At 52.8% G+C, this 26,020-nt stretch carries 19 protein-coding genes; 3 read left to right on the top strand and 16 right to left on the bottom strand.

Annotation, left to right across the window (positions count from 1 at the left end; translation table 11 throughout):
- Positions 1 to 187: 187 nt before the first annotated feature.
- From WKI47_RS09235 to cymR, 3 genes are all read right to left on the bottom strand, one after another.
- Complete coding sequence (locus tag WKI47_RS09235) at positions 188 to 397, bottom strand: hypothetical protein (RefSeq protein ID WP_340226855.1); 210 nt, start codon at positions 395 to 397, stop codon at positions 188 to 190.
- 142 nt (positions 398 to 539) lie between these two features.
- Entirely contained in the window at positions 540 to 1,691 is a 1,152-nt protein-coding gene (locus WKI47_RS09230) for a cysteine desulfurase family protein (protein WP_340226854.1), read from the bottom strand.
- A gap of 18 nt (positions 1,692 to 1,709) precedes the next feature.
- On the bottom strand, positions 1,710 to 2,129 hold the full coding sequence (gene cymR, locus WKI47_RS09225; protein ID WP_037290279.1) for a cysteine metabolism transcriptional regulator CymR: 420 nt from the start codon (positions 2,127 to 2,129) through the stop codon (positions 1,710 to 1,712).
- A 480-nt stretch (positions 2,130 to 2,609) separates the two neighbouring features.
- On the opposite strand from cymR, the gene mnmA reads away from it, so the two are divergent.
- The gene (mnmA, locus tag WKI47_RS09220) at positions 2,610 to 3,749 is read left to right on the top strand and encodes a tRNA 2-thiouridine(34) synthase MnmA (RefSeq protein ID WP_340226853.1); all 1,140 of its coding nucleotides are present in this window, start codon (positions 2,610 to 2,612) and stop codon (positions 3,747 to 3,749) included.
- A gap of 120 nt (positions 3,750 to 3,869) precedes the next feature.
- Here the strand turns inward: mnmA and WKI47_RS09215 are convergent, their stop codons facing one another.
- The 3 genes from WKI47_RS09215 to poxB all read right to left on the bottom strand — a co-directional run bounded on the left by WKI47_RS09215 (position 3,870) and on the right by poxB (position 8,602).
- The gene (locus WKI47_RS09215) at positions 3,870 to 5,018 is read right to left on the bottom strand and encodes an LCP family protein (RefSeq protein ID WP_340226852.1); all 1,149 of its coding nucleotides are present in this window, start codon (positions 5,016 to 5,018) and stop codon (positions 3,870 to 3,872) included.
- Between the two features lie 390 nt (positions 5,019 to 5,408).
- Positions 5,409 to 6,725 (bottom strand): replication-associated recombination protein A, encoded by a 1,317-nt coding sequence (locus WKI47_RS09210; protein WP_425355448.1) that lies wholly within the window; start codon positions 6,723 to 6,725, stop codon positions 5,409 to 5,411.
- 149 nt (positions 6,726 to 6,874) lie between these two features.
- A complete protein-coding gene (poxB, locus tag WKI47_RS09205) occupies positions 6,875 to 8,602 on the bottom strand; it encodes a ubiquinone-dependent pyruvate dehydrogenase (protein WP_340226851.1) in 1,728 nt (575 codons plus the stop codon).
- Positions 8,603 to 8,916: 314 nt separating this feature from the next.
- Between poxB and WKI47_RS09200 the strand changes: the two genes are divergently transcribed.
- Positions 8,917 to 10,728 carry a diguanylate cyclase gene (locus WKI47_RS09200; RefSeq protein WP_340226850.1) on the top strand — a complete coding sequence of 604 codons (1,812 nt, stop codon included), beginning with the start codon at positions 8,917 to 8,919 and terminating at the stop codon, positions 10,726 to 10,728.
- A 167-nt stretch (positions 10,729 to 10,895) separates the two neighbouring features.
- On the opposite strand, the gene WKI47_RS09195 is transcribed toward WKI47_RS09200, so the two are convergent.
- From WKI47_RS09195 to WKI47_RS09160, 8 genes are all read right to left on the bottom strand, one after another.
- The gene (locus tag WKI47_RS09195) at positions 10,896 to 13,076 is read right to left on the bottom strand and encodes a HelD family protein (RefSeq protein WP_340226849.1); all 2,181 of its coding nucleotides are present in this window, start codon (positions 13,074 to 13,076) and stop codon (positions 10,896 to 10,898) included.
- Positions 13,077 to 13,374: 298 nt separating this feature from the next.
- Complete coding sequence (locus WKI47_RS09190; protein WP_340226848.1) at positions 13,375 to 14,145, bottom strand: tRNA threonylcarbamoyladenosine dehydratase; 771 nt, start codon at positions 14,143 to 14,145, stop codon at positions 13,375 to 13,377.
- Between the two features lie 95 nt (positions 14,146 to 14,240).
- Positions 14,241 to 16,046 (bottom strand): aspartate--tRNA ligase, encoded by a 1,806-nt coding sequence (aspS, locus tag WKI47_RS09185; RefSeq protein ID WP_340227495.1) that lies wholly within the window; start codon positions 16,044 to 16,046, stop codon positions 14,241 to 14,243.
- 58 nt (positions 16,047 to 16,104) lie between these two features.
- On the bottom strand, positions 16,105 to 17,352 hold the full coding sequence (gene hisS, locus WKI47_RS09180; RefSeq protein WP_340226847.1) for a histidine--tRNA ligase: 1,248 nt from the start codon (positions 17,350 to 17,352) through the stop codon (positions 16,105 to 16,107).
- A 724-nt stretch (positions 17,353 to 18,076) separates the two neighbouring features.
- Complete coding sequence (locus WKI47_RS09175) at positions 18,077 to 18,529, bottom strand: hypothetical protein (protein WP_340226846.1); 453 nt, start codon at positions 18,527 to 18,529, stop codon at positions 18,077 to 18,079.
- A gap of 110 nt (positions 18,530 to 18,639) precedes the next feature.
- Positions 18,640 to 19,146 (bottom strand): type 1 glutamine amidotransferase domain-containing protein, encoded by a 507-nt coding sequence (locus WKI47_RS09170; protein WP_340226845.1) that lies wholly within the window; start codon positions 19,144 to 19,146, stop codon positions 18,640 to 18,642.
- Positions 19,147 to 19,297: 151 nt separating this feature from the next.
- A complete protein-coding gene (gene dtd / locus WKI47_RS09165) occupies positions 19,298 to 19,741 on the bottom strand; it encodes a D-aminoacyl-tRNA deacylase (protein WP_340226844.1) in 444 nt (147 codons plus the stop codon).
- 51 nt (positions 19,742 to 19,792) lie between these two features.
- A complete protein-coding gene (locus WKI47_RS09160) occupies positions 19,793 to 21,982 on the bottom strand; it encodes a RelA/SpoT family protein (RefSeq protein ID WP_037290307.1) in 2,190 nt (729 codons plus the stop codon).
- A 477-nt stretch (positions 21,983 to 22,459) separates the two neighbouring features.
- Between WKI47_RS09160 and uraA the strand changes: the two genes are divergently transcribed.
- Positions 22,460 to 23,782 carry a uracil permease gene (gene uraA / locus WKI47_RS09155; protein WP_340226843.1) on the top strand — a complete coding sequence of 441 codons (1,323 nt, stop codon included), beginning with the start codon at positions 22,460 to 22,462 and terminating at the stop codon, positions 23,780 to 23,782.
- Positions 23,783 to 24,158: 376 nt separating this feature from the next.
- On the opposite strand, the gene WKI47_RS09150 is transcribed toward uraA, so the two are convergent.
- Positions 24,159 to 25,385 carry a cation:proton antiporter gene (locus tag WKI47_RS09150; RefSeq protein ID WP_340226842.1) on the bottom strand — a complete coding sequence of 409 codons (1,227 nt, stop codon included), beginning with the start codon at positions 25,383 to 25,385 and terminating at the stop codon, positions 24,159 to 24,161.
- Positions 25,385 to 25,882 (bottom strand): cation:proton antiporter regulatory subunit, encoded by a 498-nt coding sequence (locus WKI47_RS09145; protein WP_340226841.1) that lies wholly within the window; start codon positions 25,880 to 25,882, stop codon positions 25,385 to 25,387. Before WKI47_RS09145 ends, WKI47_RS09150 begins: the two co-directional genes overlap by 1 nt.
- Positions 25,883 to 26,020 lie beyond the last annotated feature (138 nt).

Raw genomic sequence — 26,020 nt, 5'->3', positions numbered from 1 at the left:
ACGTACTTCATTCCTTCATCGTGTTACGTATTATGGATGAATGCCTTCCCAGTATATCGGGCACCCGAATTTCTGTCAATGAAAAAGCAACGAGCAAAATCAGGATGAAGACGCCAAAAAAAGCCGGAAGATCGCGGGATATCGCTCATCAGAGCATACCCCGCTTCTTCCAGCTTCACACCTCAGCTCAAGAAGTCGCCTGAAGCTGATGCGCAGAGTTCGCTGCATTTTCCAGACAAAACAAATCGTCCAGCGAACTGAGCGTTCCGTCTTTTTCGACTTGGTAAACCGACATCTTTCCGGCATTAACGGTCAATTCGATAAAGCAGCTCCAGCAGTAGAACTGATGCGAGCCGATTTTCCCGATATCTTTGGAACTGCAATTTGGACATTTCATTATGGGGATCACCTATCCGTCCGCTTATTTGAATGTCGTGAAGACGTCTATCCTCTTCCGATTGAACGATTATTCACAATCTGAATCGCGAAACAAATCTTGTGCTAGCGTCAATTCGTTTCGGATCGCCTTGCGGGGCATATCAATGATTCATACGCACGCGGCCGATAACCGTTTCAATACTTTTGACGACTATTTCGATTTCCTTCGGAGTATTACCCAATCCGAAGCTGAATCGAATCGCGGAATGCAAAACATTTTCAGGCAAATTCATGGCACGCAACACATGGGACGTCTCCAGCGAACCCGACGTACACGCTGAACCGCTCGCCACAGCAATCCCTTCCATATCCAGGTTCATTAACATCGTCTCGGTGCCTACTGCCGGGAAGCTGATGTTCACGACATGCGCCAACGTATGCTGCAAATCTCCGTTGACGACAAACTGATCCTCGCCGATTGCAGTCTTCAACCCTTCCAAAAGCTGATTGCGCAATGTCACCGACGCTGTATGACGTTCGTCGAGTTCGGATACGGCCAGTTCAACGGCTTTGGCAAACCCGGCCATGCCGGCCAGATTCTCTGTACCCGCACGGCGCTTACGCTCCTGATTGCCGCCATGCAGCAAAGCAGGCAGCTTGATGTGCGGTGCTACGTACAAAGCTCCGATCCCTTGCGGACCATTGATCTTATGCGCGGAAAAGCTAATCAAATCCGCATTCAGCTCTTCGCAGTCGATCTTCAGCGAACCGAGGGCCTGAACCGCATCCGTATGGAACCAGATTCCCCGTTCACGGGCAAAAGCGCCGATCTCGCGGATCGGTTGTATCGTGCCCACCTCATTGTTCGCAAACATCACGCTGATCAGCGTCGTGTCCGGGCGAACATGTTCGCGAATCCAATTCAGATCCACGCGTCCGACCGTATCGACAGGAATATACTCCACCTCGAAGCCCTGTGCAGCCAGTCGTTCGGCCGCATGCAGGACTGCGTGATGCTCAATTTGCGAAACGAGCAGATGACGGCCTTTGTCCACACGCGCCATCGCGGCGCCGAACAGTGCCGCATTGTCGCTTTCCGTGCCGCCCGATGTGAATACCAGATCGGCCGGACGGGCATGAATCGCCGCGGCGACGACTTCGCGCGCCGAGCTGACGATTCGCTTGGCATCGCGTCCGAACGCATGCACGCTGGACGCATTGCCGTAGGTTCCGGTCATGATACGCAGCATCTCCTCGGCCACCTGCGGATGCACCGGCGTAGACGCTGCATGATCCATATAAATTCTGTTCATTTTTGCGTTCACCCCAGCCTAAATATAAAACATGTAGTTATCCGGTTCCCCTTTGTCGCGGAACGAGATCAAATCGCCCAGTGTCGTCGAGTCGATCACGTCGGCAATCGCGTCACGGATTTTTTTCCACAAATCACGCTTGGCCGGGTCATCTTCTTCGGCGAAGTCCACGACCGAGATCGGACCTTCCAGCACGCGAATGATTTCGCCTGCCGTCACCGTATCGGGATCGCGCGACAGAATGTAACCGCCGTAGGCGCCACGGATACTTTTAACAAGACCTCCGTTACGCAGCGGCGCAATCAGTTGCTCCAGATAATGCTCGGACAATGAGTTTTTCTCCGCGATACTTTTCAGGGAAGTCGGTCCTTCCCCGTATCTTGCTGCAAGTTCCATCATAATGGTTAAGCCGTAACGGCCTTTAGTCGATATCTTCAATAGAGGCACCTCTTTCGATTCATTCGGGGTTATAGCCTGTGTATACTCAGACTATCGTAACATAATCGCGGAGTGTGATGCACTACAGAATCTGCGCTTTGTGAAAATGTCCGTAAGGAAAGGACTTATTGCGCTTTAAAACTCGTCCGCGATAGTCGTAAATATCCGTTTTTTGTGGTAAAATGTTGCGGAGCGTGCGCGGATGAACGGCGAGAAAGTTACGTTTGCGCGGGAAGCAAGAAGACTCCGAGAGAAATTCGTTCCGGTCGCGTGTTGAAATCGAGAAAAGGATTTGAATTTTAGCGGAATTTTCTCCATTTCAAAGGCGAACATTTCATTCCTTCACTGAATTTCTCTCTCCGTCTTCTCGCTTCCAGTTACGTCAAATTTCTCGACCTTTCAAACGCGCAAAGCGCGTTATTTTGTTTTTTTAGTTTGGTAGAAGTTCAAACACATTTCTTATAGAAGACGGTGATAGATATGAATAAATCTCCTCAAGAAACACGGGTTGTCGTCGGCATGTCCGGCGGGGTGGATTCTTCGGTTACGGCGCTGCTGCTTAAGGAGCAAGGGTATGACGTGATCGGGATCTTTATGAAAAACTGGGACGATACCGACGAGTTCGGGCATTGTACGGCCGAAGACGACGCCGAAGATGTTCGTCGCGTTTGCGAAAAGATCGGGATTCCTTACTATACGGTAAACTTTGAAAAGGAATACTTCGATAAGGTGTTCTCGTATTTCCTGGATGAGTACAAGCGCGGGCGGACGCCGAATCCGGATGTGATGTGTAACCGCGAGATCAAGTTCGGCGAGTTTTTGAACAAAGCGCTGGATCTCGGGGCTGATTATGTGGCTACCGGGCATTATGCGCGGGTAACGGAAGAAAATGGCGAATTCAAGCTATTGCGCGGCGTGGACAACAATAAGGATCAGACGTATTTCTTGAATGCGCTGAATCCGTATCAACTGTCCAAAACGATGTTCCCGATCGGCCATCTGCCGAAGCCGGAAGTTCGCCGGATCGCGGAAGAAGCAGGACTCGCGACTGCACGCAAAAAAGACAGCACGGGCGTATGCTTTATCGGCGAGCGTAACTTCCGTGAATTCCTTGGCGGTTATCTGCCGGCCAAATCCGGCGAGATGGTCGATATCGCAACAGGCGAATCAAAAGGCCGCCATGACGGGCTGATGTACTATACGCTCGGTCAGCGCCAAGGTCTGGGGATCGGGGGTTCCGGTAACGGCGAGCCTTGGTTCGTAGCGGATAAAGATTTGGAAAATAACATTCTATACGTCGTGCAAGGCGACAAACATCCAAGCCTGTACTCTACAAGTCTCGTTGCAAGCGGCGTGACGTTTACTTCGGGAAAAGACGAGTTGGCCAACGGTCCTCTGACTTGCACGGCTAAATTCCGTTACCGTCAACCGGATCAAGGCGTAACCTTGACTGCTCTCGAAGACGGTTCGGTTCACGTTGCTTTTGCAGAACGTCAAAAAGCGATTACGCCAGGCCAAGCGGTTGTTTTCTATGATGGCGAAACTTGCCTCGGCGGCGGTACGATCGAAACGGTTGAAAAAGTTCCTTACGGAGAAACCGAAGAAGCCAGCGTTTTATAAAAAACGACTAATCGCTTTTCCGCCCAAAAAAGAAGCCTGCTATTCACCGAGTTTGGTGAGCAGCAAGCTTCTTTTTTTCGAGCTTTTATTTAGGCTTTTATTAGATATTCTAAGACACTCTTATTGCCCTGTGTCTCCTGCGGGTTGACCTTCTTGGTCAGTATGCGAATCGCCGCCGTCGTCCGTATCGTCTACAATCAGATCGGCCGCCGTCGAACTCGGATCGAGCCACTTATTGATTGCCTCGATCGTCTCGTTCAAGTCATCGTCGTCCAGCTCGTAATACCAAGCATCGCGCGATACGCCTTCGCCTTGCAGCATATGGCTGCTGATGGTCGGCGTCGCATCGCTCATGATGACCGTCTTGGCCAACGACAGCATAAAGTCGGAGGTCATATTCGTTTTGAAATTCTGTCCCGCGATTCCGATCAATTCCGGAATTTTGGTTAGATTCTCCACGCTTTTCATCCGGTTCAGCATTTGCTTAAGGAAAATCCGATGGCGTTCGGTACGCTTGAAGTCGGAGTCTTCGCGGTAACGGACGTAATTCAAAGCTTCCGTTCCGTCATAGATCGGTTTATTGGCTTCGATCGTGAACTTTTCGTGGTCGGCTTGCTTGTTTTCGATCGTCTCGGTAATTGGCAGTTCTACCCCGCCCATAGCGTTGACGACGTCTTTCAAACCGTTGAAGTTGATCGTGGCGTAATAATCGACATCATGTTCGAGCAGCGCTTCCACGGTATCGACGCTCATTTGCGCGCCGCCGTACGCGTAAGCCGCGTTAATCTTCGTTTCTGAACGCGTACCTTTGATTGTCGGAGTGCCGACCATTTTTACGTAGGAATCGCGCGGAATCGAAATCAACAACACTTTATTGTCTACCGGACGGACGACCGAATAAATGATGGAGTCGGTACGGGCAATCTCATCATCGCGTTGGTCGGTACCGAGCAGCAGTACGGAGAACGGTTCTTTGGTCAGTTCCGCAACGGTCATCTCCGGCTCGTCGCCTCCGCCTTTGCCCGGCTGATCGATCGGCACGTAAGATTCGTCCAGCGCGTCCTTGACCGTACCGGCCAGGAACGTATCGAAAGCCAGGACCATCAATTCTTTACGGAAAATAAATCCACCGAGTCCCAAAACGAGTACGACACAAAGCGCAATCAGCCAGGCTCTGCCTCTGTTCTTTTTTGCTTTAGGCTTTTTCTTCTTTTTGTGCCTCTCCGCTCTCGTCAATACATGAGCCTCGACCGGCTGGTTTTTATCCATTTCGTTTGTACCTTTCTCTCCCCACAAAAGTCGTCGGCCTGCATCGTGTCTTCCAAACGGACGTCATCCTATCCGGCGAATGCCAGGCGAGAAAACGGGCCGAAAAGAGCCGACAGGCTACGTTGACCGAATTCGATAAAATAAAATCGACCGGCTTTTGAAATCCCTTATGGAAGCTAAAATAGAAGCGATAAGCTACTTTTATCCATTCATATTAATCTTCAAACTTGAAGACACACCTTAGATTACTACATTTCGCATTGTTCTGACAATTCTAACATACGAAACCCGTACAATAAATACGCACGATCAGCCGAGCGGATCAGACAGCAAAGCAACAGCAGCGCCATCTGTATCCCGTACGTCCCCTGCATTTTATCTCTGAATTTTTTACTTTTGCTCCCGACGGCGTTGTTGATTTAGACGGATTTTCGATTCGTTCCCCTGCTCTGTCGCCTCATAAAAAACAGTGCCGTCCAATTCTTTGGGCAGATAGGCCTGTTTGACATAATGATTCGGAAAGTTATGCGGATATTTGTAGCCTTCATGCCCAAGCTTCTCTGCCCCTTTGTAATGGGTGTCGCGCAAGTGAAGCGGAACCTCCGTTGTTGCCGTTCGCCCGAAAGCAGCTTCTGCTTTGGCAATCGCCGTATATACGGCGTTGGACTTCGGACTTTCGACGGCGAACAGAATGGCCTGTGCCACGTTGAGCTTCGCTTCCGGCCAGCCGTTATTGCGATACGCTTCCAGAGCGGACACAGCTTGAACCATCGCTTGAGGATTCGCCAACCCTATATCCTCGCTACTCGCGGCAATCAAACGTCGAATAAAAGTCATCGGGTCCATGCCGAGCTTTTCCACCGCATACAAGAACCAGTACAACGCCGCATCGCTGGAGCCTCGAATCGACTTGTGAAAAGCAGATAAAACATCATATTGCGTCGATTCATCCGCTCGCGCGATCGGCCTGCGTACCGACTCTTCTGCGGCTTCCAACGTAACGACCACCTTGCCGTCCGGTTGCGGAGGCGTGGTCAATGCTGCCAGCTCCAGCGCATTCAGCGCACGACGAATATCGCCGCCAGACATGGATGCCATATGCTGAAGCGCATCCTCATCGACGCCGAGGTCCATGAAGCCAAGGCCGCGATTGTCATCGGACAGTGCGCGGCGCATCGCAATCAGAGCGTGTTCTGCCGTAAGCGGATGAAGCTGGAATAAGGTTGATCGGCTCATAAGCGCTCCATTCACGTAGTGAAACGGATTCTCGGTCGTCGCGCCGATAAAAACGATCGTGCCCTTCTCCACGGCCGGAAGCAGCGCATCCTGACGAGAACTGTTAAACCGATGCACTTCATCGAGGAAAAGAATCGTTTTGGTTCCGTATAAGGCTTTATCGTCCCCTGCCTGCTGAATAACCTCGCGCACATCCTTAACCGTAGCGTCTACGGCATTCAAGCGGACAAACTTTCCTTGCGTATGATTGGAAATAATATGGGCCAATGTCGTCTTGCCGCAGCCCGGAGGCCCGTATAAAATAACCGACCCTACTTTATCGGCTTCGATCGCCCGGCGCAATAGTCGACCCGGCCCGACGATATCGTCCTGTCCGATATATTCGTCCAGCGTTAGCGGCCGCATTCGGTCAGCCAATAAGCCGCCAGTCTCCTGCCTGCCCGGTTCTCCGCCGTAATTGAACAAATCCAAACTTGTCACGTCCTTTCATGCCTTTATTCAATATAGTTTGCATCGGTCCGGAACGCAAATCCAAAGCACAGGAAAAACCTGTCATACAGCACTTTTAGCCAAAAAATAAAAGACCGCGAACACGCCGCGGCCTACATTTATTGAAAAGCTCAACGAAGCAAATTGCTTTTAGCCAGGTCGATCAACTCATCGCCATGCCCGCTCAACACGGCTTTGACTGCCCAAAGCGAGAATCCTCCCGCCTGCTGCGCACTGATCTTCGGCGGCATCGACAGCTCCTGTCGATTGACGACGACGTCGATCAGAGCCGGGCCGTCATGGTTCAGCGCATTCTGCACCGCTTCTTCCAGCTTATCCGGGTCCTCCACGCGAACGCCGTAAATCCCCATCGCGTTAGCTACGGCCGCGAAGTCCGTACGGCTCAGGTCGGTCCCGGTTTCCAGATAGCCCGTGGCTTTCATCTCCAATTCCACGAAACCAAGCGCCTCGTTATTGAACACGACGACTTTGACCGGCAAATTATGCTGTTTAAGCGTGAGCAGGTCGCCGAGCAGCATCGACAAACCGCCGTCGCCGGACAACGCGATCGTTTGCCGCCCTGGCTCGGTCGCTTGGGCGCCGATAGCTTGCGGCAGCGCATTGGCCATCGTGCCGTGATTGAATGAACCGATCAAACGGCGCTTGCCGTTCATTTGCAGATAGCGCGCAGCCCATACAGTTGGCGTTCCGACGTCAGCCGAGAAGACTGCGTTTTCCGACGCGAGGTCGCTGACGGTCTTCGCCAACTGCTGCGGATGGATCGGACGGCGGCCCGATTCTCCGGAAGCCAGCTCATCCAGCTCTTTGCGCACTTTGACATAACGATCGACCGATTTGCGCAGATGGCCGGAGTCGCGATCTTCTTTTAACAAAGGCAGCAGCGCTTGGATCGTATCCCGAACGTCGCCGCAGACACCGAGTTCAAGGTTCGTCCGGCGCCCCAGACGGGCAGGCTCGATATCGACTTGAAGGATCTTGGCATGCTCCGGGTAAAATTGACGGTAAGGAAAGTCGGTACCGAGCATCAGCAGCACGTCGCAATCCATCATGGCATGATACCCGGAAGCGTAGCCGATCAAGCCGGTCAAACCGACGAAATACGGGTTGTCGTACTCCAGATGCTCCTTGCCCCGCAGCGCGACGACCATCGGCGACTGAAGGCGTTCCGCCAATGCCAGCACCTCGGCGTGTGCGCTTTTGCAGCCCGCCCCCGCAAGCAGCGTCACCTTTTTGCCTTCGTTCAAGTATCCTGCAAGCTGCTCCAGTTCGTCGGGCGAAGGATGCACAACCGGCTTCGAGACATGGATGACCCGCTCGGGCACTTTATGCTTACCGGCGTCTTTTGCAGCGACATCGCCGGGCAGAACCACTACAGACACGCTTGAATGAGCCAAAGCCGCCTGAAGCGCCATCGTGATCGTTCTCGGCACCTGTCCTTCGGACATGATCGTTTCGCAAAACACGCTGCATTCCTGAAAGATCTGTTCCGGATGCGTAGCTTGAAAATAACCGCTGCCGATCTCGTCGCTCGGGATATGTGCCGCGATCGCAAGTACCGGAACCCGGCTGCGATAGCATTCATACAAGCCGTTGATCAGATGCAAGTTGCCCGGTCCGCTGCTTCCCGCGCAAACGGCGATCGAATCGCTCAAGTCCGCATCGGCTCCGGCTGCAAATGCCGCAACTTCTTCGTGCCGAACATGAATCCACTCGATCTGACCTGAACGGCGAACCGCATCGATCACCGCATTCAGCGAATCTCCCGTAATTCCGTAGATTCGTTTCACGCCAGCGTGAATAAGTACCTCCACCAGCGAATCCGCAATCGTTTTGCTCATCTGATCCATCTCCCGTTTCTTTTTTATACCGGATACATCAGTTTCAATACACGCTTTAAGCAACGTACCGGCCTCCTTCTCTATTTACCCGACTTCCTCCTCTCCTAACGCCGGTCGCACCCGACAATTCTTATAACCGGCTCTGTAATCCCTTACAACTCAGCCCCCATTTGCCGATATAAACCCTGCCTGTACAAATACGCCTACTTACGGATATCGACGCACGATTACGTTGTCTCGCTCGGCAAACCAAGCAAAGCTTTGTTTGAGATAACGCGCCAACCGTCCGCTCCGACAACAAGGGAGTGATGAAGATGAGTTTTCGCAGCCTATTCCGCAATAACAACGAAACGAAGTTGGGCTCGCTGCTGATCCGATTCAGCCTGGCTTTTTTGGTGACGTTTGCTTTGCTGCTCAGCGGCGGTTACCTATTCCAAAACCATTTTATCAAAAGCAGCTACATACACGTCCGCGATCTTGCCCTCCTGACCGAAAACCTGGATATGCTTGAAAAGTCGCTGGTCGAGCAGGAAAGCGGACAACGCGGCTTCGGCATAACCAGCGAATATTCTTTTCTTAGCTATTACGATCGCGGACTTGCCGACTATCGCAGATTATCCAAAACCTTGCTCAATCGCAGCACGCTGACTCCTGACTTTTCCGGCGAAATCAATGCTCTGGTCGCGAATACGGAAGCGTGGCAAAATCAACACAGCCGCTCCATGATGGAACGTTCGCTGCTTGGCAAAACCATTGACCGTCAAACCCTGCAAAAAGGCGAAGCGGCATTTCGTGCATTGAACGCGGAATTCGACGGTCTACTGGCTCGAATAACGGTCAAGCGCGACTTGGAACGGTCCCGTCTGCTTGATCGGATCAGCATGACGCTTGCCCTGACCGGGGCAGCTGCACTGCTGACCATCGGACTGTATGTCTTTTTTATCATCAAACATATCCGGCGCCTTATCCAACCGCTTACCGAACTGGATCAAGCCATATCCGCGTACGAAGGCAGTTTGGACGACTCGATGAAGACCAGCTATACGACCTCGGGCGAACTCGGCAGACTGGTCCAAGCGTTCCACCGAATGGGGGAAGACTTGCGCCGGGAAAGCGGACAGCTTGAAGATACCTACAAAATGATCAATGCACTCAACCAGGCCGGCTCGGTGCAAGATGTCTACCGGGAAACGCTGCTTCATATGCGAAATCTCGTGCAGTGCGACAAAGTCAGCATCGTGATGCAAAACGCGGATCGCCGATTTTTCTCCAAAGCGGTTTCTCAAGGAGAACGGCTCAGTTTGAAAGAAACTCTGCTCGACAGCGAACGGGAAGAACTGAGGGCGATGATTCAAGGCGGCCAATCTTTGCTGTACGCGAATTGGGAAATCGAGCATCCAGCAAGCAGTCTAAGCGAACGGGTGTATCGGGACGGAATGCGTTCTTCCGTGCATCTTTTGTTGAAAAAGGACAACCGGGTTATCGGCATTCTGAATCTCTATTCCTCGCGGCCTTATTTCTTCACCACGCTTAAAAAGCAACGGCTTGAAAAATTGGTTCCGCTTATTGCGACGGCTATCGATAACGCGCTGCAAACCAGCCGGATTCAGTCGCTGGCGATGCGTGACGGATTGACCGGACTTTGGAACCGTCGGCATTTCGATGAAGCTTTCGCTCGCTTGACCGAGGAAGCTTGCGTCAACGAAGGCATAGTGAGTCCTCTCAGCCTGATCCTGCTCGACGTAGACCGCTTCAAGCGGTTCAACGATACGCGCGGCCATCAGGAAGGAGACGCCGTGCTGCGCCATATTGCACTGCTGCTTCAGGCGTACTGCCGGTTCGGCGATCTTCCGGTACGTTTTGGCGGAGAGGAATTCGCGGTCTTGCTGCCAAATACGCCGTTGGAGGAAGCTGCCGAAGTCGCCAACCGCTTGCGCAAACTGATCGAATTTGATTCGCCGTCTTCGGATTACCGAGTCACAGCCAGCTTCGGCGTCGCTCAATTGCACGAAGGACAAGACAGACAAGAGTTGATCCGGGTAGCCGATTCTGCGCTGTATCGAGCTAAAGCCGCCGGGCGCAACCGGGTATGTACCGAAGAAGAAGGGCTTAATGATTCGGCTTGACAGAGATTCATAAAATGAATGCAACAAAAAGAGGACAAAGCGGTAAGGCTTGTCCTCTTTTTTGCATATCCGTATATGAATCGCGATAAATCGACTTCCAATACCTTGACCGCATCAAATCCAAGGTTTCCGATGAACGTAACCTAACATCTTAAGCGGTCATGGTACTAGGTTTCCGGCCAGCCGGCGTCGCTCCAGTCCGTAACGTTTTGCAGGAAGCTTGGTGTCTCGCCGCCATGCAGCACCCATAGCTCGTGCAGCGCACGCGTGCAGCCTACGTACAGCATTTTGGCATCCCACTCCGAATCCCCGTAATTCCGACGCCCCGCATCCGCGATGATGACGGCATCGAACTCCAATCCTTTTGACAGATGCAAAGGAAGCACGGACAGCCCGCCTTCGTACTGCGTCATGCTGCCGTCGATCAGATTCAGCTCCGGGAATTCCGGTTGCAAGGCCGCATGCAGCGCAGAGGCTTGCTCTTGCGTGCGCGTGAGCAACGATACCGTCTTATGCTCGCGTCCCCATAACGCTGTAATCGCCTTGGCCGCTGCTTGCACATCGGCCGCTTCCCGTTCGGCGTCCGTGCCGAAATCGATCATGCGAACCCGGTTTCCGCTCCGGAACACCGGCACTGCTTCGATCGCATTCGATACGCCCCCCGACAAGATCACGTTGGCAAAACCGATGATTTCCATCGTCGAACGATAGCTTCGGGTAAGGGCATGGTACGACGTCTCTTCGGCATCGAACAGATCGCTCATTTCTTCCCAGGCATGTACGCCCTTATAAGCATGAATGCCCTGGGACAGATCGCCGAGGATGGTAAACGAATGTCCGCGGACAAATCGATCCAACACGGAGACTTGCAACGGCGAGAAATCCTGGGCTTCGTCGATGACGATATGGTCGAACCGTTCGATGCCTTCAATACCGTTCAGCAGCTGATGCAGATACAGCAGCGCAGGCAGATCTTCTTCCCGAATCCGGCCTTCTTTGAGATCTTTGCGGGTAGATTTCAGTACGGAGGCGGGAATAGCTGCAAATTCGTTTTGAGGCAAAATTCCCCGCGCATCTTTGACTGCACCGAAGATTTGCTTGTATAGCGTCAGCGGACTGAAGTCCGGCCATTTTTTCGCATACGCTTTTTCGCGCAACGTCGCTTTTTTCTTGTACTCTTTGCGTAATGACTCCGGCTTGACCGGCTTCAATTCCATCTCGATCCAACGGTGAATCCGCGCCAATACGCGTTCTTTCCGTCCGCCTGCCGAATAATGCTTATACTCTTCGGCATACCAGTGCAGGATCGTCTCGTAAGGCATCACTTTTCCGTCCCAAGGCGAAAATTCCAGCTCCGGCGCGCCGGATACTTCCAGTGCGGAGGCTGCGGCATCAAGCATCGAACGGAACAGATCGGAGCCTTTGAATCGACCCGGCGCATCGTCTCCGGGTGCCGCTCCTCCGGCTTCTCCAAACCAAAAGTCCAAGGTCTCCGCCGGATTGGCCAACATCGACTCCACATCAAGCAGCTTGGCTGCCCAATCGGTGAAGGTCCGCTGTTGAATGTCTCCGACGCCCAGTTCGGGCAGAACGCCCGAGATATAATCGAGGAACATGCCGTTGGGCGCGAAAATGATCATTTTCTCTGCCGACACCTGCTCTTGATACTGATACAGCAGGAAAGCCAGACGGTGCAGGGCGACGGTTGTTTTTCCGCTGCCCGCAACGCCTTGAATGATCAACGCTTTATTTTTCTCGGCCCGGATAATCTTATCCTGCTCGGCCTGAATCGTGGAGACGATATCCCGCAGCCGGTTGTCTTTGTTTTCGCCCAAACGGTAAAGCAGGAACTCATCCGATACCGCCGGTTCTTCAGCGCCGCGCGTATACGTATCGACTACGCGTTCCAGCTCGGATTTACGCACCATGATATTGCGTTTGAGATGTACCTCGCCGCCGATGATGCCTTCGGGCGCTTCGTATTCGACCCTGTCTTCGCCACCGGTAAACGAATAAAACAGGCTCGCCACGGGAGCGCGCCAATCGATCACGATCGGCAGGCTGCCGGGATCGCGTCCGTCCAGGCCGGTCTTGCCGATATAGAGCGGGGCGATAGACGATTTTCCTTCCTCTTCGAAGTCCATGCGTCCGAAATAAGGCTCCGGTTCCGACTTCGCTAATCGTTGACGGCGCTCTTCGCGTCCGGCTTCCAGCACTTGCTCGGTAAAATCGTGTCCGGTATAGACCGGAATCGCCCGCAGGCGACCAAGCTGCGTTCCGATCTCTTCCAGAACGGACGACAGTTTGTTTTGCTCTTCCCGATAGGCACTTTGAACATTTTCACTCATTGTCAGTTACCTCCTAAGATGAGCATTTTGCACACATGTTCTTGCGAACTGGCAGCTTCTGACTAACCGACGATGCCTTGGCGTATTCAAAACACGCCATGTTGCACAAAATGCCGAAAAAATAATTGCATATCGCCAACCAAAAAACGGAAGCGAACATGCAAAAGGACTATTAGCATAGCATACTTCTATGCAAACGGCTTTAATTATTTAACGAGCGATCGCAATAAAAAGAGACACGAAGCTTTCTGCATCGAAAGTTCCGTGTCCTTTTCGGGATCAAAAGATGAAATTATTTTTATTGTTCCTGATCCGGCATCGGGTGTCCGCCGCGGATCATCAGATCCTTCACCACTTCGCTGACCATAATCAAACCGGCGACCGGCGGTACGTAGGCATTGCTGGCCGGCGGCTGCTTGGCTTTGCGAATCTTGGCGCCTGCGGGCGCGATCTGTTCGGTTACGTCGGCGCGCGGTTTGATCGGTTTTTCGGTCGAAAACACGACTTTGACGCCTTTTTTGATGCCCTCTTCTTTGCGCAGCTTATTGCGGATAATACGGGCGATCGGGTCCATTTTCGTTTTGGAAATGTCCGCGATCTGGAAGCGCGAAGGGTCCAGCTTGTTGGCGGCGCCCATGCTGGAGATGATCGGAATGCCGCGGTTCAGGCATTCTTTGATGATATGGATTTTGTAGATGATCGTATCCGACGCGTCTACGACGTAATCGATTTTGTGCTCGAACAGTTTTTCGTACGTTTCTTCGGTATAAAACATGTTCAGCACGATCGTGTTGATGTCCGGATTGATCAGTTTGACGCGCTCGGCCATCAGTTCTGTTTTTTGCTGGCCCACGGTGGTGGTCAACGCGTGGATCTGACGGTTGATGTTCGTGATGTCCACGACGTCTTTGTCGATCAGGATCAGGGTTCCGACGCCGGAGCGAGCCAAAGCTTCGACAGCCATCGCCCCTACGCCCCCGATGCCGAGAACGGCTACGGTACTGTTTTTAAGCTCTTGAATGCCTTCAGGTCCAAGTGCAAGCTCAGTGCGGGAAAAAGCATGCAGCATAATCGGTGAACCTCCTTGAATTTTGGATACGTTTTAAACAAACGGAAAAGGCATACCGGCCTGAGCCGGCTGCCTTTCTATCGTCGTGCGCGTGCTTAGGCTTGCTCGGTTTCGCCTTCGGAAGCCGCCGGTTTTTTGGCTGGCTTCGGTGCGAGTTTGATGTGCAGCTGATCAAGCTGACCTTTGTCGACAGTCGACGGTGCATTCATCAGCAAGTCGGTCGCGCTCGCCGTTTTCGGGAATGCAATCGTCTCGCGCAGGTTGGTGCGCTGCGTGAGCAGCATCACCAGGCGGTCGAAGCCGAAAGCAAATCCGCCGTGCGGAGGCGTACCGTATTGGAATGCGTCCAGCAGGAAGCCGAATTGCTCTTGCGCCGTTTCTTCCGAAATGCCAAGCAGCTTGAACATCTGCTGTTGCAGCTCGTGTTCGAAGATCCGCAGCGAGCCTCCGCCCACTTCGTAGCCGTTCAACACCAAGTCATACGCTTGTGCGCGAACCGCGCCCGGGTCCGTCTCGAACAATGCCAAATCTTCGTCCAGCGGACGCGTGAACGGATGGTGCTCCGCTACATAGCGCTTGGATTCTTCGTCGTAGCTGAGCAGCGGGAATTCAAGCACCCATGCGAATTTGTAGATGCTGTCGTCGATCAGGCCCAGTTGGCGTCCGATCTTCAGACGCAGCGCGCCGAGCACGTCGGCTACGACTTGTTTTTTGTCCGCCGAGAAGAGCAGCAAGTCGCCCACTTCGGCATCGGTACGCTCACGCAAGGCTTCGATAACTTCCTCGCTCATGAACTTCACGATCGGTCCCTTAAAGCCGTCTTCTTTCACTTGAATCCAGGCCAGGCCTTTTGCTCCGTAACGTGCCGCGTAAGGACCGAGATCGTCGATCTCTTTGCGCGTCCAAGTGCCGCAACCTTTCGCGTTCAGCACTTTAACCTGACCGCCGCCCGCGATGACCGAAGCGAACACTTTCACTTCGCTCGTTTCCACGATGTCGCCAACGTCAACCAATTCCATGCCAAAACGCAGATCCGGCTTGTCGGAACCGTATTTGCTCATGGCTTCTGCGTGCGTCAGGCGTTGGAACGGAAGTTGAACTTCCACGCCGATCGTTTCGCGGAACAACTTCGCCATCAGCTCTTCGATCATGCCGAGGATTTCGTCACGCGACACGAACGACATCTCAAGGTCGACTTGCGTGAATTCCGGTTGACGGTCGGCACGAAGGTCTTCGTCACGGAAACAGCGGGCGATCTGATAATAACGTTCCAGACCGCTGACCATCAGAAGTTGCTTGAAGATTTGCGGCGATTGCGGCAAAGCGAAAAATTCGCCTTCGTGCACGCGGCTCGGCACCAGGTAATCGCGCGCGCCTTCCGGCGTGCTTTTCGTCAGGATGGGCGTTTCCACTTCGACGAAGTTTTGCGAGTCCAGGAAGTTGCGGAAGATTTTCGCCGACTGCGAACGCAGCATCAGCGTTTTTTGCATTTCCGGACGGCGCAGGTCAAGGTAACGATACTTCAGACGCAGCGCTTCATCCACTTCGATGCCGTCTTCGATAAAGAACGGAGGCGTTTTCGCCGCGTTCAACACTTCGATTTCCGTTACGCGAACTTCAAGCTCGCCAGTCGGCAGGTTTTTGTTGACCGTTTCTTCTTCGCGTTTAACAACCGTTCCTTTGACAGCCAGCACGTATTCCGTACGCACGCGCTCTGCCGTTTGCAAGGCTTCGCCCGAGTAAGCGGGGTTGAACACGACTTGCACAATGCCGCTGCGGTCGCGCAGATCGATAAACAGTACGCCCCCGAGGTCGCGGCGGGTTTGTACCCAGCCGTTCAGTGTAACCGTCTCTCCGATTTGTGCCGACGTGATTTGTCCGCAGTGATGAGTCCTGAGCATCATAAGGTTAATCTCCTTTGGTTGTAAAAGTGGAATTGATTTCGTTAAGTCCGACAGCTTATTTCAAAACGGAAGCCAGATCATTCAGCGCGACCGTCACCTGTTCGCGTGTTTCCATCGACTTGACCGCGATCTCGCCGCGTTCCAGTTCGTCGTCGCCGAGAATAGCCGTATAGCGTGCCTGCAAGCGATCCGCTGACTTCATCTGTGCTTTCATTTTACGATCCAGATAATCGCGTTCCGCCGAGAAGCCCAGGCGGCGCAGCTTGTGCAATTGCTTGGTGATCTCCGCATTCGCTTGCTCGCCCAATCCAATCAGATAAATATCCAATGGCGGCTCCGTTTCGATCTCCGTTTGCTGATCGGCCAGCAGCAGTTGCAGACGCTCCATGCCGATCGCCATGCCGATACCCGGTTGATCCGGTCCGCCGACTTCGGCAACCAGCTTATTGTAACGCCCCCCGCCGCCAATCGTATCGATCGCGCCGATGCCGCTTTTGGTTTTGAATTCGAAAGCAGTCAGCGTGTAATAATCGAGACCGCGTACCAAACGCGGATTGATCGTATATTCAACGCCCATTGCCGTCAGATTGCTTTGCACCGCCTCGAAGTGCGTGCGGCTCTCCTCGTCCAGACTGTCCAGAATGGAAGGCGCATCGGTGAATTTGTCCTGATCGACTTTGCAATCCAGCACACGCAGCGGATTGCGGTCGATCCGGCTCTGACAATCTTTGCACAGGCTGTCCCGCATCGGATTCAGGAACGCCAGCAATTTGTCGTTGTAATCGGCGCGGGTCGCCGCATTGCCGACCGAGTTGATCTCGACGCTCGTTCCTTTCAAACCGATGTCTTCGAAAAATTGCAAGCCGAACGCGATGACTTCCGCATCCATTGCCGGTTCGACCGAACCGATCGCTTCGATCCCGAATTGATGGAATTGACGATAACGCCCCGCTTGCGGACGCTCCTGGCGGAACATCGGTCCGATGTAATACAGTTTGGACACGTCCGGCTCGCCGTAGACCTTATTCTCCACATAAGCACGAACGACGCCCGCCGTACCCTCCGGTCTCAGCGTCATGCCTCTCCCGCCCATATCCTGGAACGAGAACATTTCCTTCTGCACGATATCCGTCGTTTCGCCTACTCCGCGCTGAAACAGCTGGGTGTATTCGAAGATCGGAGTCCGAATTTCGCGGTAGTTAAACCGTCTGCATAAATCGCGTGCCTTGCTTTCTACGTACTGCCATTTTTCTACCGTTCCCGGTAAAAAATCAAGGGTGCCTTTCGGCTTTTGAAAATCCATCTTTTTCTCTTTCCTTCCTTTCCGGCTTGCGCGGCCGGGTGCTTATATGGAAAAACCAAAAAGCCCCCCGTCCGCCGTCTATGCCGTTATTACGCATAGTACAGGGACGAGGGACCGTAATTACGAATCTCCCGTGGTGCCACCCACATTTCGGGAACGCCTCTCGAACACGGAACAGCCTGAACGGCAAGATCGAGAGAAGCGAAAGCCCGCTTCATTGAACGACGGTTAACGCCCGTCTACTTCGCGCAGCGGCTACTTGAACTCCAAAAAGGATCGCCCAAGCGGTAAGCCTGGCTCTTTTTCCGTCGTTCGCCGTGCGTTCTCGGGGAGGTCTTTGGTTCGGTCGCCACGCGGAATTCTTCCAGCCACGGAATTCCTCTCTTGTGCGCTTTGATATCCGAATTACTTTTTCCCGTCATCGAATCGTCATATTCGCTGTTCGTCCATCCGCCGAATCCGGCGCGAAAAGGCTCACTGCGTTTGTTATATTTTATGATTGTAATCAAGTACATGACTAAAGTCAACCGTTTGCGCAAACGTAACATGAAGTCTTTTTCACGAAAAGCAAAAAAAAGACCCGCAGGCTGCTGCCGCGAGTCGTTCCAAATATATCTAAGGGGGTCATGCCTTTACTATAACGATTGCTTGTTAAAGGAATGTATAATTCAGATTACAATTGCGTTACAAATGCGGTATGGCAGATCCGAAAAATCGGATTTCTTTACTCGTAAACGTGCACGTAACCGTTGCTATTACGCAGTTTGCGCACAACCGCTTCGTAATCTTCGTCTTTCACTTTAGCGGAAAGCGTATACGTCAAATCGCGCAGATCCGCATCGGAAGCGTTCTCATTCACATCGTGAACATCGTCTTTGTCGATCGGACGTCCGCCTACGTCGCTGCTGTCGCTTGAACGGGGAACGGGTACGGCCTGATCGCCGATCATGCTACCCGCGCCTCCCGCTGCCGCTGTTCCTCCGGTATAAGTAGTCGTATTCGCGCCTGTCAGCGGAACCAACGGTACAACGACGCGACCTCCACGATCGCCGCCGAATCCGACGTTTCCTTGAAGTTCTCCAACCTCAAGCTGCTCCGTGGTAAAGGTCATCAAGCTCATTCTGGCGCCTTCCGCTTCGCTTTCCGTTTTGAAATACGCTTGGATATGTTTCGACATTGTAATTCCCTCCTTTGTATTGGACGTTCTGTTAATCTCCATTATGCCTGATCTTCGAAGTTTATAGGGAAGCCGGACCGGCTGTCGAAGCCGCTCCGGCGGACCTTCGTTTACAAAACTTTCAGGAGTTCGCGTACAAACGCAGGCTCGTCTTCCGGCGTGCGCGACGTGATGAAGTTGCCGTCCACGACCACTTCTTCGTCTTTGAAACGTGCGCCCGCGTTCACCATATCGTCCTGCAAAGGCGGATACGAAGTAATAGTGCGTCCTTTAAGCAGATCGGCGCTCGCCAGGATTTGCGGTCCGTGACAGATGGACGCGATCGGTTTCTTCGAAGCGTTTACGTCTTTGACGAATTGCAGCACATGCTCGTCCAAGCGCAGATTCTCCGGCGAAGAACCTCCCGGGATAACAACGGCATCGTAGTCCGACGCTTTAGCTTCGGAGATCGCTTTTTCCGTCGTATATTCGGCTTTGCCAAGCTTTCCTTTTACCGTTTGCCCGGCTTTCAATCCAATGATTTCCGCCGTATGTCCGGCGTTTTTCACCTCGTCGTAAGGCACCTGCATTTCGGAATCTTCAAATTCGTCGGCTAGCAAAAACGCGATTTTACTCATATCGTTTCAGAACTCCTCTCTGCTGTGTCCGTGATGTGATCTGTTCTCGCTTTCTTATTACCCTGCCTTCTTACACTTCTAACACCAAGCCGCCGCAAAAAGAAAACCGCTCCGGTATTGCCCGTAGGCAGCCGAAGCGGTTGTTCTTGGTTTAATCCTTGCTATCGATAATCAGCGTGACGGGTCCCCAGTTCACGAGGGATACGTCCATCATGGCGCCGAACACCCCGGTTTCAACGGTCAAGCCACGCGCACGTAACGTTTCGTTGAACACTTCGTACAATGCCGATGCAGGCTCGGGACGGGCGGCCGCCATAAAGTTGGGACGCCGTCCCTTGCGGCAATCCCCGTACAACGTAAACTGCGATACGGACAAAACGGAACCCCTCACGTCCTCGACGCTATGGTTCATTTTACCGGCTTCGTCTTCGAAAATACGCAACCCAGCCGCTTTATCAGCCAGATAAGCCGCGTCTTTCTCCGTATCGCCTTCCGTCACTCCAACGAGAACGGCAAGGCCGTGGCCGATGCTGCCGACCGTACGTCCCTCCACATCCACGGAAGCCGACTTGCAGCGTTGAATCACAATCCGCATAGCAAACAAAACTCCTTCTCTGACCGGGCAAAGCGATCGGCGCAGCGCCCTTTATTGCATGATCCGGTGTACGGTATACACATCGCGTACCCGTTTGATCCGCTCGACCACCGATTGCAAATGCTCGGTGTTGCGAATCAGGATCGTAATATGCACCAACGCCATTTTGTTTTTGTCCGCGCGTCCGGAGACGGCAGTCATATTGGTCTTGCTCTCCGATATGGCTTGCAGCACCTCGTTCAGGAAATCCCGACGATCAAGACCCGTAATCTCGATATCGACGCTGAAGCTGGATTCTACCGCGTCTTCCCACTCCACTTCGATTACGCGTCCGGCTTCTTCGCCGTCGCCCGCCGTCGGGATGTTGGTACAGTCCGCGCGGTGTACGGAAACGCCGCGACCGCGGGTGATATAGCCTACGATGTCGTCGCCCGGCACCGGGTTGCAGCAACGGGCAAAACGTACCAGCAGATTGCTCGCTCCCTTAACTTTGACACCGTTGGTCGGACGCTTTTTATCCTTGTCGGCCGGAGCGGCTTTCACTTCGCGGACTTCGTTCGTCAGCTCCAGATGGTTGCTGGTTTCTTCCTGCTCGCGGCGCCATTTTTCCGTCAAACGGGTGATCACCTGAGAAGCGGTAATGCCGTTGAACCCGATCGCGGACAGCATATCTTCGGTGTCGTTAAAAGCAAACTTGTTCGCGACTTCGAGCAGCTTGTCGTCGGTCAGCCATTCGGAGACTTCAAGCCCAAGCTTCTTGATCTCACGCTCCAGTCCTTCCCGGCCTTTCTCGACATTCTCTTCGCGGCGTTCTTTTTTGAACCACTGCTTGATCTTGCTGCGCGCATGCGAAGATTGGGCAATTTTCACCCAGTCCTGGCTTGGCCCGTACGAATGCTTGGAGGTCAGGATTTCCACGATATCGCCTGTTTTGAGCTTATGGTCCAGAGGCACGATCCGGCCGTTCACTTTGGAGCCGATCGTCCGGTTGCCGATCTCCGTATGGATACGGTAGGCGAAGTCGAGCGGTCCCGATCCGGCAGGCAGCTCGATCACCTGTCCTTTTGGCGTAAACACAAACACGAGATCGGAGAAAAAATCCATCTTGAGCGATTCGACGAATTCGGACGCGTCTTTCGCTTCGTTTTGCAATTCGATGATCTCTTTGAAAAACGGCATCTTGTTCTCGATTCCGCTGCCTGTCGCCGTCGTGCCTTCTTTGTACGCCCAGTGCGCCGCGATACCGAACTCGGCCGTACGGTGCATGTCCCAGGTCCGAATCTGTACTTCGGTCGGCTCGCCGTTCGGACCCACGACGGTCGTGTGCAGCGATTGATACATGTTGGCCTTCGGCATCGCGATATAGTCTTTGAAACGGCCCGGCATCGGCTTCCACAAGGTGTGGATAATGCCCAGCGTCGCGTAACAATCTTTGACGTTATCGACCAGCACGCGAATCGCCAGCAGGTCGTAAATTTCGTTGAACTGTTTGTTTTTGCTCGTCATCTTTTTATAAACGCTGTAAATATGCTTCGGACGTCCCGACAGATCGGCTTCAATGCCCATCTCGTCAAGCTTTTCGCGAATACGGCCGATAACATCGGAAATAAACTGCTCGCGCTCGGCGCGCTTTTTGTGCATCAGGTTGGCGATTCGGTAGTATTGCTGAGGATTCAGATAACGCAAAGCGATATCTTCCATCTCCCACTTGATCGCGGAGATACCCAAACGATCGGCAACCGGACAGAAAATCTCCAGCGTCTCGTACGCGATCCGCCGCTGGCCTTCTTCCGATTGGTGCTTGAGCGTGCGCATATTGTGCAAACGGTCTGCCAGCTTGATCACGATGACGCGGATATCTTGAGCCATCGCGATAAACATTTTGCGATAGTTCTCGTTTTGTTGTTCTTCCTTGGAACGGAATTTGATGCGCTCAAGCTTAGTTAGCCCGTCGACGAGCATTGCGCAGGTCTCGCCGAAGTGCTCGCGGATCTCCTCCAGCGAGACGGTCGTGTCCTCGACTACGTCGTGAAGCAAAGCCGCTTCGATGGACGTGGTGTCCATCTGCATGCCCACGACAATATCTGCAACCGCCAGCGGATGCAGGATATACGGCTCGCCGGACTTTCGGACCTGGCCAAAATGAGCCTTATCCGCGAATTCGTAGGCTTCCCGGATGCGCGGAAGATCCGATTCTCGGATGTAAACGGACGCCTTTTCAAGTAATCGTTCAATGCCCATTGAGTCCTTTCCGATTCCTTTCTATAAGAAAATGAAGCCTGTCCGCGAAACTCGCATTCAGGCGTGTAGATGAAGTTCGTTTTATCTTCAACCCTTTCGGGAAAAAAGATAAAAGAGTCTCGCGTTAAGCGATCGTATTCAGGGTTTTCCTTTCATTATGCCTTTTAGGCTAATCCCCGTCAATGCGTGCAAGGAAATTGTTGCTTTCTTCATGAAAAGCTCACGGTTTGCATTCAATCTTCCCTTTCAGACATGCAATCGCCCAAATCCGAAAGTTATTCCGAATTTCCTCGAAAATGTTATTGAAAAAAAACAAAATTGTCTGTAATCTAGCTAAGATGATCAAGCGCGTACGGATTTGGCCTATTCGGCCTCGGTTCAATACCGCCTTCCACCCGTTTTTCTCATCCGATCCAGAGCCGCTTCCTCCACCCTAACGGAGCGGCTCCAACCTATGCCCTTAAGGAGTGAGAATCTTTGCAGCGTGAAATTCAAGTGAATGAAAAACCGGCGTTCGCCCCTGGCCTGCTTCTCAGCTTGCAGCATTTGTTCGCCATGTTCGGCAGTACCGTGCTCGTCCCGAATTTGTTCGGTGTGGACCCAAGCGTGATCTTGCTGATGAACGGGATCGGCACATTGCTCTACATCCTGATTTGCAAAGGGAAAATCCCGGCTTATCTGGGGTCGAGCTTCGCGTTTCTCGGTCCGGTCGGCGTCGTTCTCGCGTGGCCCGGCGACCATATGGGCAATTACTCCAAAGCGCTCGGTGCCTTTATCGTTATCGGCGTCGTGTTTATCCTCGTCGCGTTATTGGTCAAAGTCGCCGGAACCCGCTGGATCGACTTCCTGTTCCCGCCGGTCGTGATGGGCTGCGTCGTGGCGCTGATCGGTCTTGAACTGCTGCCGGTTGCGGCTGATTTGGCAGGTCTGCTCGGAACCGTGGACGAGACTACCGGAGCCGCCGTCTACAGTCACCATGCCATCATTATTTCGATCGTAACGTTGGCTGTCACCGTGCTTGGCGCCGTGCTGTTCCGCGGTTTCCCGAAAATCATTCATATCCTGATCGGTATCGCCGTCGGCTATATCGTGGCTTACTTCATGGGCGAAGTGAATACGGCAGCCGTAGCGGACGCCAGCTTCTTGTCCACGCCGGACTTCAGAACCCCGACTTGGGATGTCGCGGCCATTCTGACTATTTTGCCGGCCGCGCTTGTCGTAATCGTCGAACATATCGGCCATCTGCTCGTCACCAGCAATATCGTCGGCAAAGACCTGTCGAAAGATCCGGGCCTCCACCGTTCGCTGCTCGGCAATGGCGTATCCACCGTATTGTCCGGCTTCGTGGGTTCTACGCCGAACACGACCTACGGCGAAAACATCGGCGTTATGGCGCTGACCCGGGTCTACTCCGTATTCGTTGTCGGCGGAGCGGCCGTGATCGCGATTTTGCTGTCGTTCTCCGGCACGTTCTCCGCGGCGGTCGCCAATATTCCGGGACCGGTTATGGGCGGCGTTTCGCTGCTGTTATTCGGGGTTATCGCGGTTTCCGGTCTGCGTATCTTCGTTGAACAAAAAGTCGATTTCTCCAAATCGGTCAATATGCTGCTTGCCGCGGTCATTCTGGGTACAGGGCTTAGCGGTATCACGCTGACGATCGGCGAAGTGTCGCTGAAAGGCATGGCGCTTGCGACGATCGTGGGTATTGTGGTCAATATCATTTTCCGATTGATCCAAATGTTCGGACTCTCCAATGAAAAAGAAGAAGTTGAAACCGAAGTCAAAACGCCGGACATCTGATCTTGCCCGGACCTTACCAAAAAGGCCGTGCCTCTCTTCCGAAGAAGAGCGCACGGCCTTTTCTTTGTTGATCGCCCTACAGATTGTCTAAGGCGTGTCTTCAAACCTACCAACGTGCATCTTTTACCGCCTTTTCGCCCTGCCCTACGTCATTTTCCCTTGACGTGCCCCTGCACGCCTTCAGAAAAGTTCCTTGGTCAGCACGAAAATTCGGCAAACTCTGCTTCCGTCGAGGTTTGAAGACATGCCCTAGGGCGATATTCTTGCTGCACGAGTTATTTTCCCATGATACGGAGAACCGGAGAACAGGCACTGCCGCTCCATGTTATAGGAAAATAATTCCTGTGTTACCGAATCGTTGATTCATTCAAAATAGTTATTGCGGTTTGTCGCCTCCGGTTTTGGGACTCATCCATTTCGCCGGAACGATTTTGGTTACAAATTTATGCACCATAGCCGATTCCTTGGTCAAGAAAGGTCCAAGCACGGCGAGAATCAAAACATAAATGGCGGCAAAAGGTTGAAGAATCGCCATCAATCCGCCTGCTGCGCCGAGGTTCGCCATAATAATGGAAAATTCACCGCGCGAGACAATGGTCAAGCCGACGTTCGAGGAAGCCTTCGGAGACAGTTTTCCGCTGCGTCCGGCCAACATGCCTGCCGTATAGTTGCCGACAATCGTCAGAATAACCGCACCGATTGCGAGCCATACCGCGTTTCCTTGAAGACTAAGCGGATCAATCGTCAAGCCGAAGCTGAAAAAGAACAAAGCTCCGAAGAAATCCCGGAAAGGCAGGATTGCTTTTTCGATACGGTGCATATGCTTGGTCTCGGCCAATACCAGACCGACCAACAATGCGCCGATCGCTTCCGCGACGTGAATCGTCTCCGAGAAACCTGCTACGATAAACAGCATCGCGAACACGGTTGTCAAAAAGATTTCGTTCGAGGAAACGCCCAAAATCTTATTCAGGACCGGAATAAGCAGTCGACCGACGATAAGGACAAGCAACATGTACCCGAGCGCGATTCCTGCGGAAAGCAGCACGCCACCAAGCGTAGTCGCTCCACTGAGCAGCAGACCGGACAAGATGGAGAGATAGACAGCCAGGAAGACGTCTTCGAACATGATAATACCCAAAATCATTTCGGTTTCCGGGTTGGCCGTACGTCTCAGGTCAACGAGCACTTTCGCGACAATCGCGCTGGACGAGATCGTGGTTACGCCGGCAATGACGAGTGTTTCCAGAATCGGGAATCCGCATACGAGACCGAAAAGCAGCCCCAGCGTAAAGTTGATTCCGATATAGATCGAGCCGCCGATCGCGATCGACTTGCCGGCTTTTGCCAGACGTCCGACCGAGAACTCGAGACCCAGATAGAACAGCAGGAAGATAACGCCCAGACGGCCCATGAAGTTAATCAGTTCCGCACTTTCGATAAATCGAAGGTCAATCAGACCGAAATGCGGGGCATGCGGTCCGACAGCCATACCTGCGAGGATATAAAAAGGAACTACGGAAAAGCGAAGTTTAGCGGAGAGGAACCCGGCAAGCGCAATAAGAAGTACTGCGATTCCGACTTCGAAGACCATATGATCCATCAAGCCTCACCTACTTCCAAAATCCTTTTCAAATTCTGAATGTTTTGCCGTTCTCCAGCCAGTACCAAAGTCATGCCTTCGGCCAAAACGTATTCCGGCCCCGGACTTACGGTTTGCTTATGCATCGTATCGATCGAAGCAATCACGACAGTTCCCGTGTTTTCGCGGATTTTCAGTTCGCCGATAGAACGACCGATCGCTTTGATGCCTTTTTTGAGCTTATACCACTCGATCGACAACTGATCCAGCGTATGCTCGACTTTCTCAAGCGCTGTCGGCTGGTAGTTCATGCCGCCCACGATGCCGCCGAGCTGACGAGCTTCGGTATCGGTCATCGTCATCACGCGCATCAACTCTTCCGGCTCCTCTGGCGATGGGCAAAAAAGTTCGCGCTGACCGTCTTCATGCAAAATCACGATGACGCGGTCGCCTTCTTCCGTGTCGATCAGGAACTTGCGCCCAATCCCCGGAAGGTCGGTTTCTCTTATTACGGACATTTTATTCCCCTCCTTAACTCTAAAAATTCGGACCTTTAAACAACATGAAGCCAATACGAAAAGAGGCTCCTCTGCTGAGTCTCACCAGATAATACGTCCCCGTTCGCAAAGGGTTTCAAAAAAAATGCTTTTTTTCGT

The organism is Saccharibacillus sacchari, from assembly GCF_037722395.1.
GTDB classification, from domain to species: Bacteria; Bacillota; Bacilli; order Paenibacillales; family Paenibacillaceae; genus Saccharibacillus; species Saccharibacillus sacchari_A.
Note: the sequence above shows the minus strand (reverse complement) of the source record. Positions and strands in the feature narration are given on the sequence as shown.

Bases quoted from the DNA above. Each gene is read 5' to 3' on its own strand.
- mnmA (WP_340226853.1), top strand. From the start codon at position 2,610: ATGAATAAATCTCCTCAAGAAACACGGGTTGTCGTCGGCATGTCCGGC.
- WKI47_RS09200 (WP_340226850.1), top strand. From the start codon at position 8,917: ATGAGTTTTCGCAGCCTATTCCGCAATAACAACGAAACGAAGTTGGGC.
- dtd (WP_340226844.1), bottom strand. From the start codon at position 19,741: ATGCGGATTGTGATTCAACGCTGCAAGTCGGCTTCCGTGGATGTGGAG.
- WKI47_RS09235 (WP_340226855.1), bottom strand. From the start codon at position 397: ATGAAATGTCCAAATTGCAGTTCCAAAGATATCGGGAAAATCGGCTCG.
- WKI47_RS09215 (WP_340226852.1), bottom strand. From the start codon at position 5,018: ATGGATAAAAACCAGCCGGTCGAGGCTCATGTATTGACGAGAGCGGAG.
- WKI47_RS09170 (WP_340226845.1), bottom strand. From the start codon at position 19,146: ATGAGTAAAATCGCGTTTTTGCTAGCCGACGAATTTGAAGATTCCGAA.
- WKI47_RS09190 (WP_340226848.1), bottom strand. From the start codon at position 14,145: ATGCTGCATGCTTTTTCCCGCACTGAGCTTGCACTTGGACCTGAAGGC.
- WKI47_RS09230 (WP_340226854.1), bottom strand. From the start codon at position 1,691: ATGAACAGAATTTATATGGATCATGCAGCGTCTACGCCGGTGCATCCG.
- WKI47_RS09195 (WP_340226849.1), bottom strand. From the start codon at position 13,076: ATGAGTGAAAATGTTCAAAGTGCCTATCGGGAAGAGCAAAACAAACTG.
- WKI47_RS09150 (WP_340226842.1), bottom strand. From the start codon at position 25,385: ATGGATCATATGGTCTTCGAAGTCGGAATCGCAGTACTTCTTATTGCG.
- aspS (WP_340227495.1), bottom strand. From the start codon at position 16,046: ATGCTCAGGACTCATCACTGCGGACAAATCACGTCGGCACAAATCGGA.
- WKI47_RS09145 (WP_340226841.1), bottom strand. From the start codon at position 25,882: ATGTCCGTAATAAGAGAAACCGACCTTCCGGGGATTGGGCGCAAGTTC.
- WKI47_RS09175 (WP_340226846.1), bottom strand. From the start codon at position 18,529: ATGTCGAAACATATCCAAGCGTATTTCAAAACGGAAAGCGAAGCGGAA.
- WKI47_RS09160 (WP_037290307.1), bottom strand. From the start codon at position 21,982: ATGGGCATTGAACGATTACTTGAAAAGGCGTCCGTTTACATCCGAGAA.
- poxB (WP_340226851.1), bottom strand. From the start codon at position 8,602: ATGAGCAAAACGATTGCGGATTCGCTGGTGGAGGTACTTATTCACGCT.
- hisS (WP_340226847.1), bottom strand. From the start codon at position 17,352: ATGGATTTTCAAAAGCCGAAAGGCACCCTTGATTTTTTACCGGGAACG.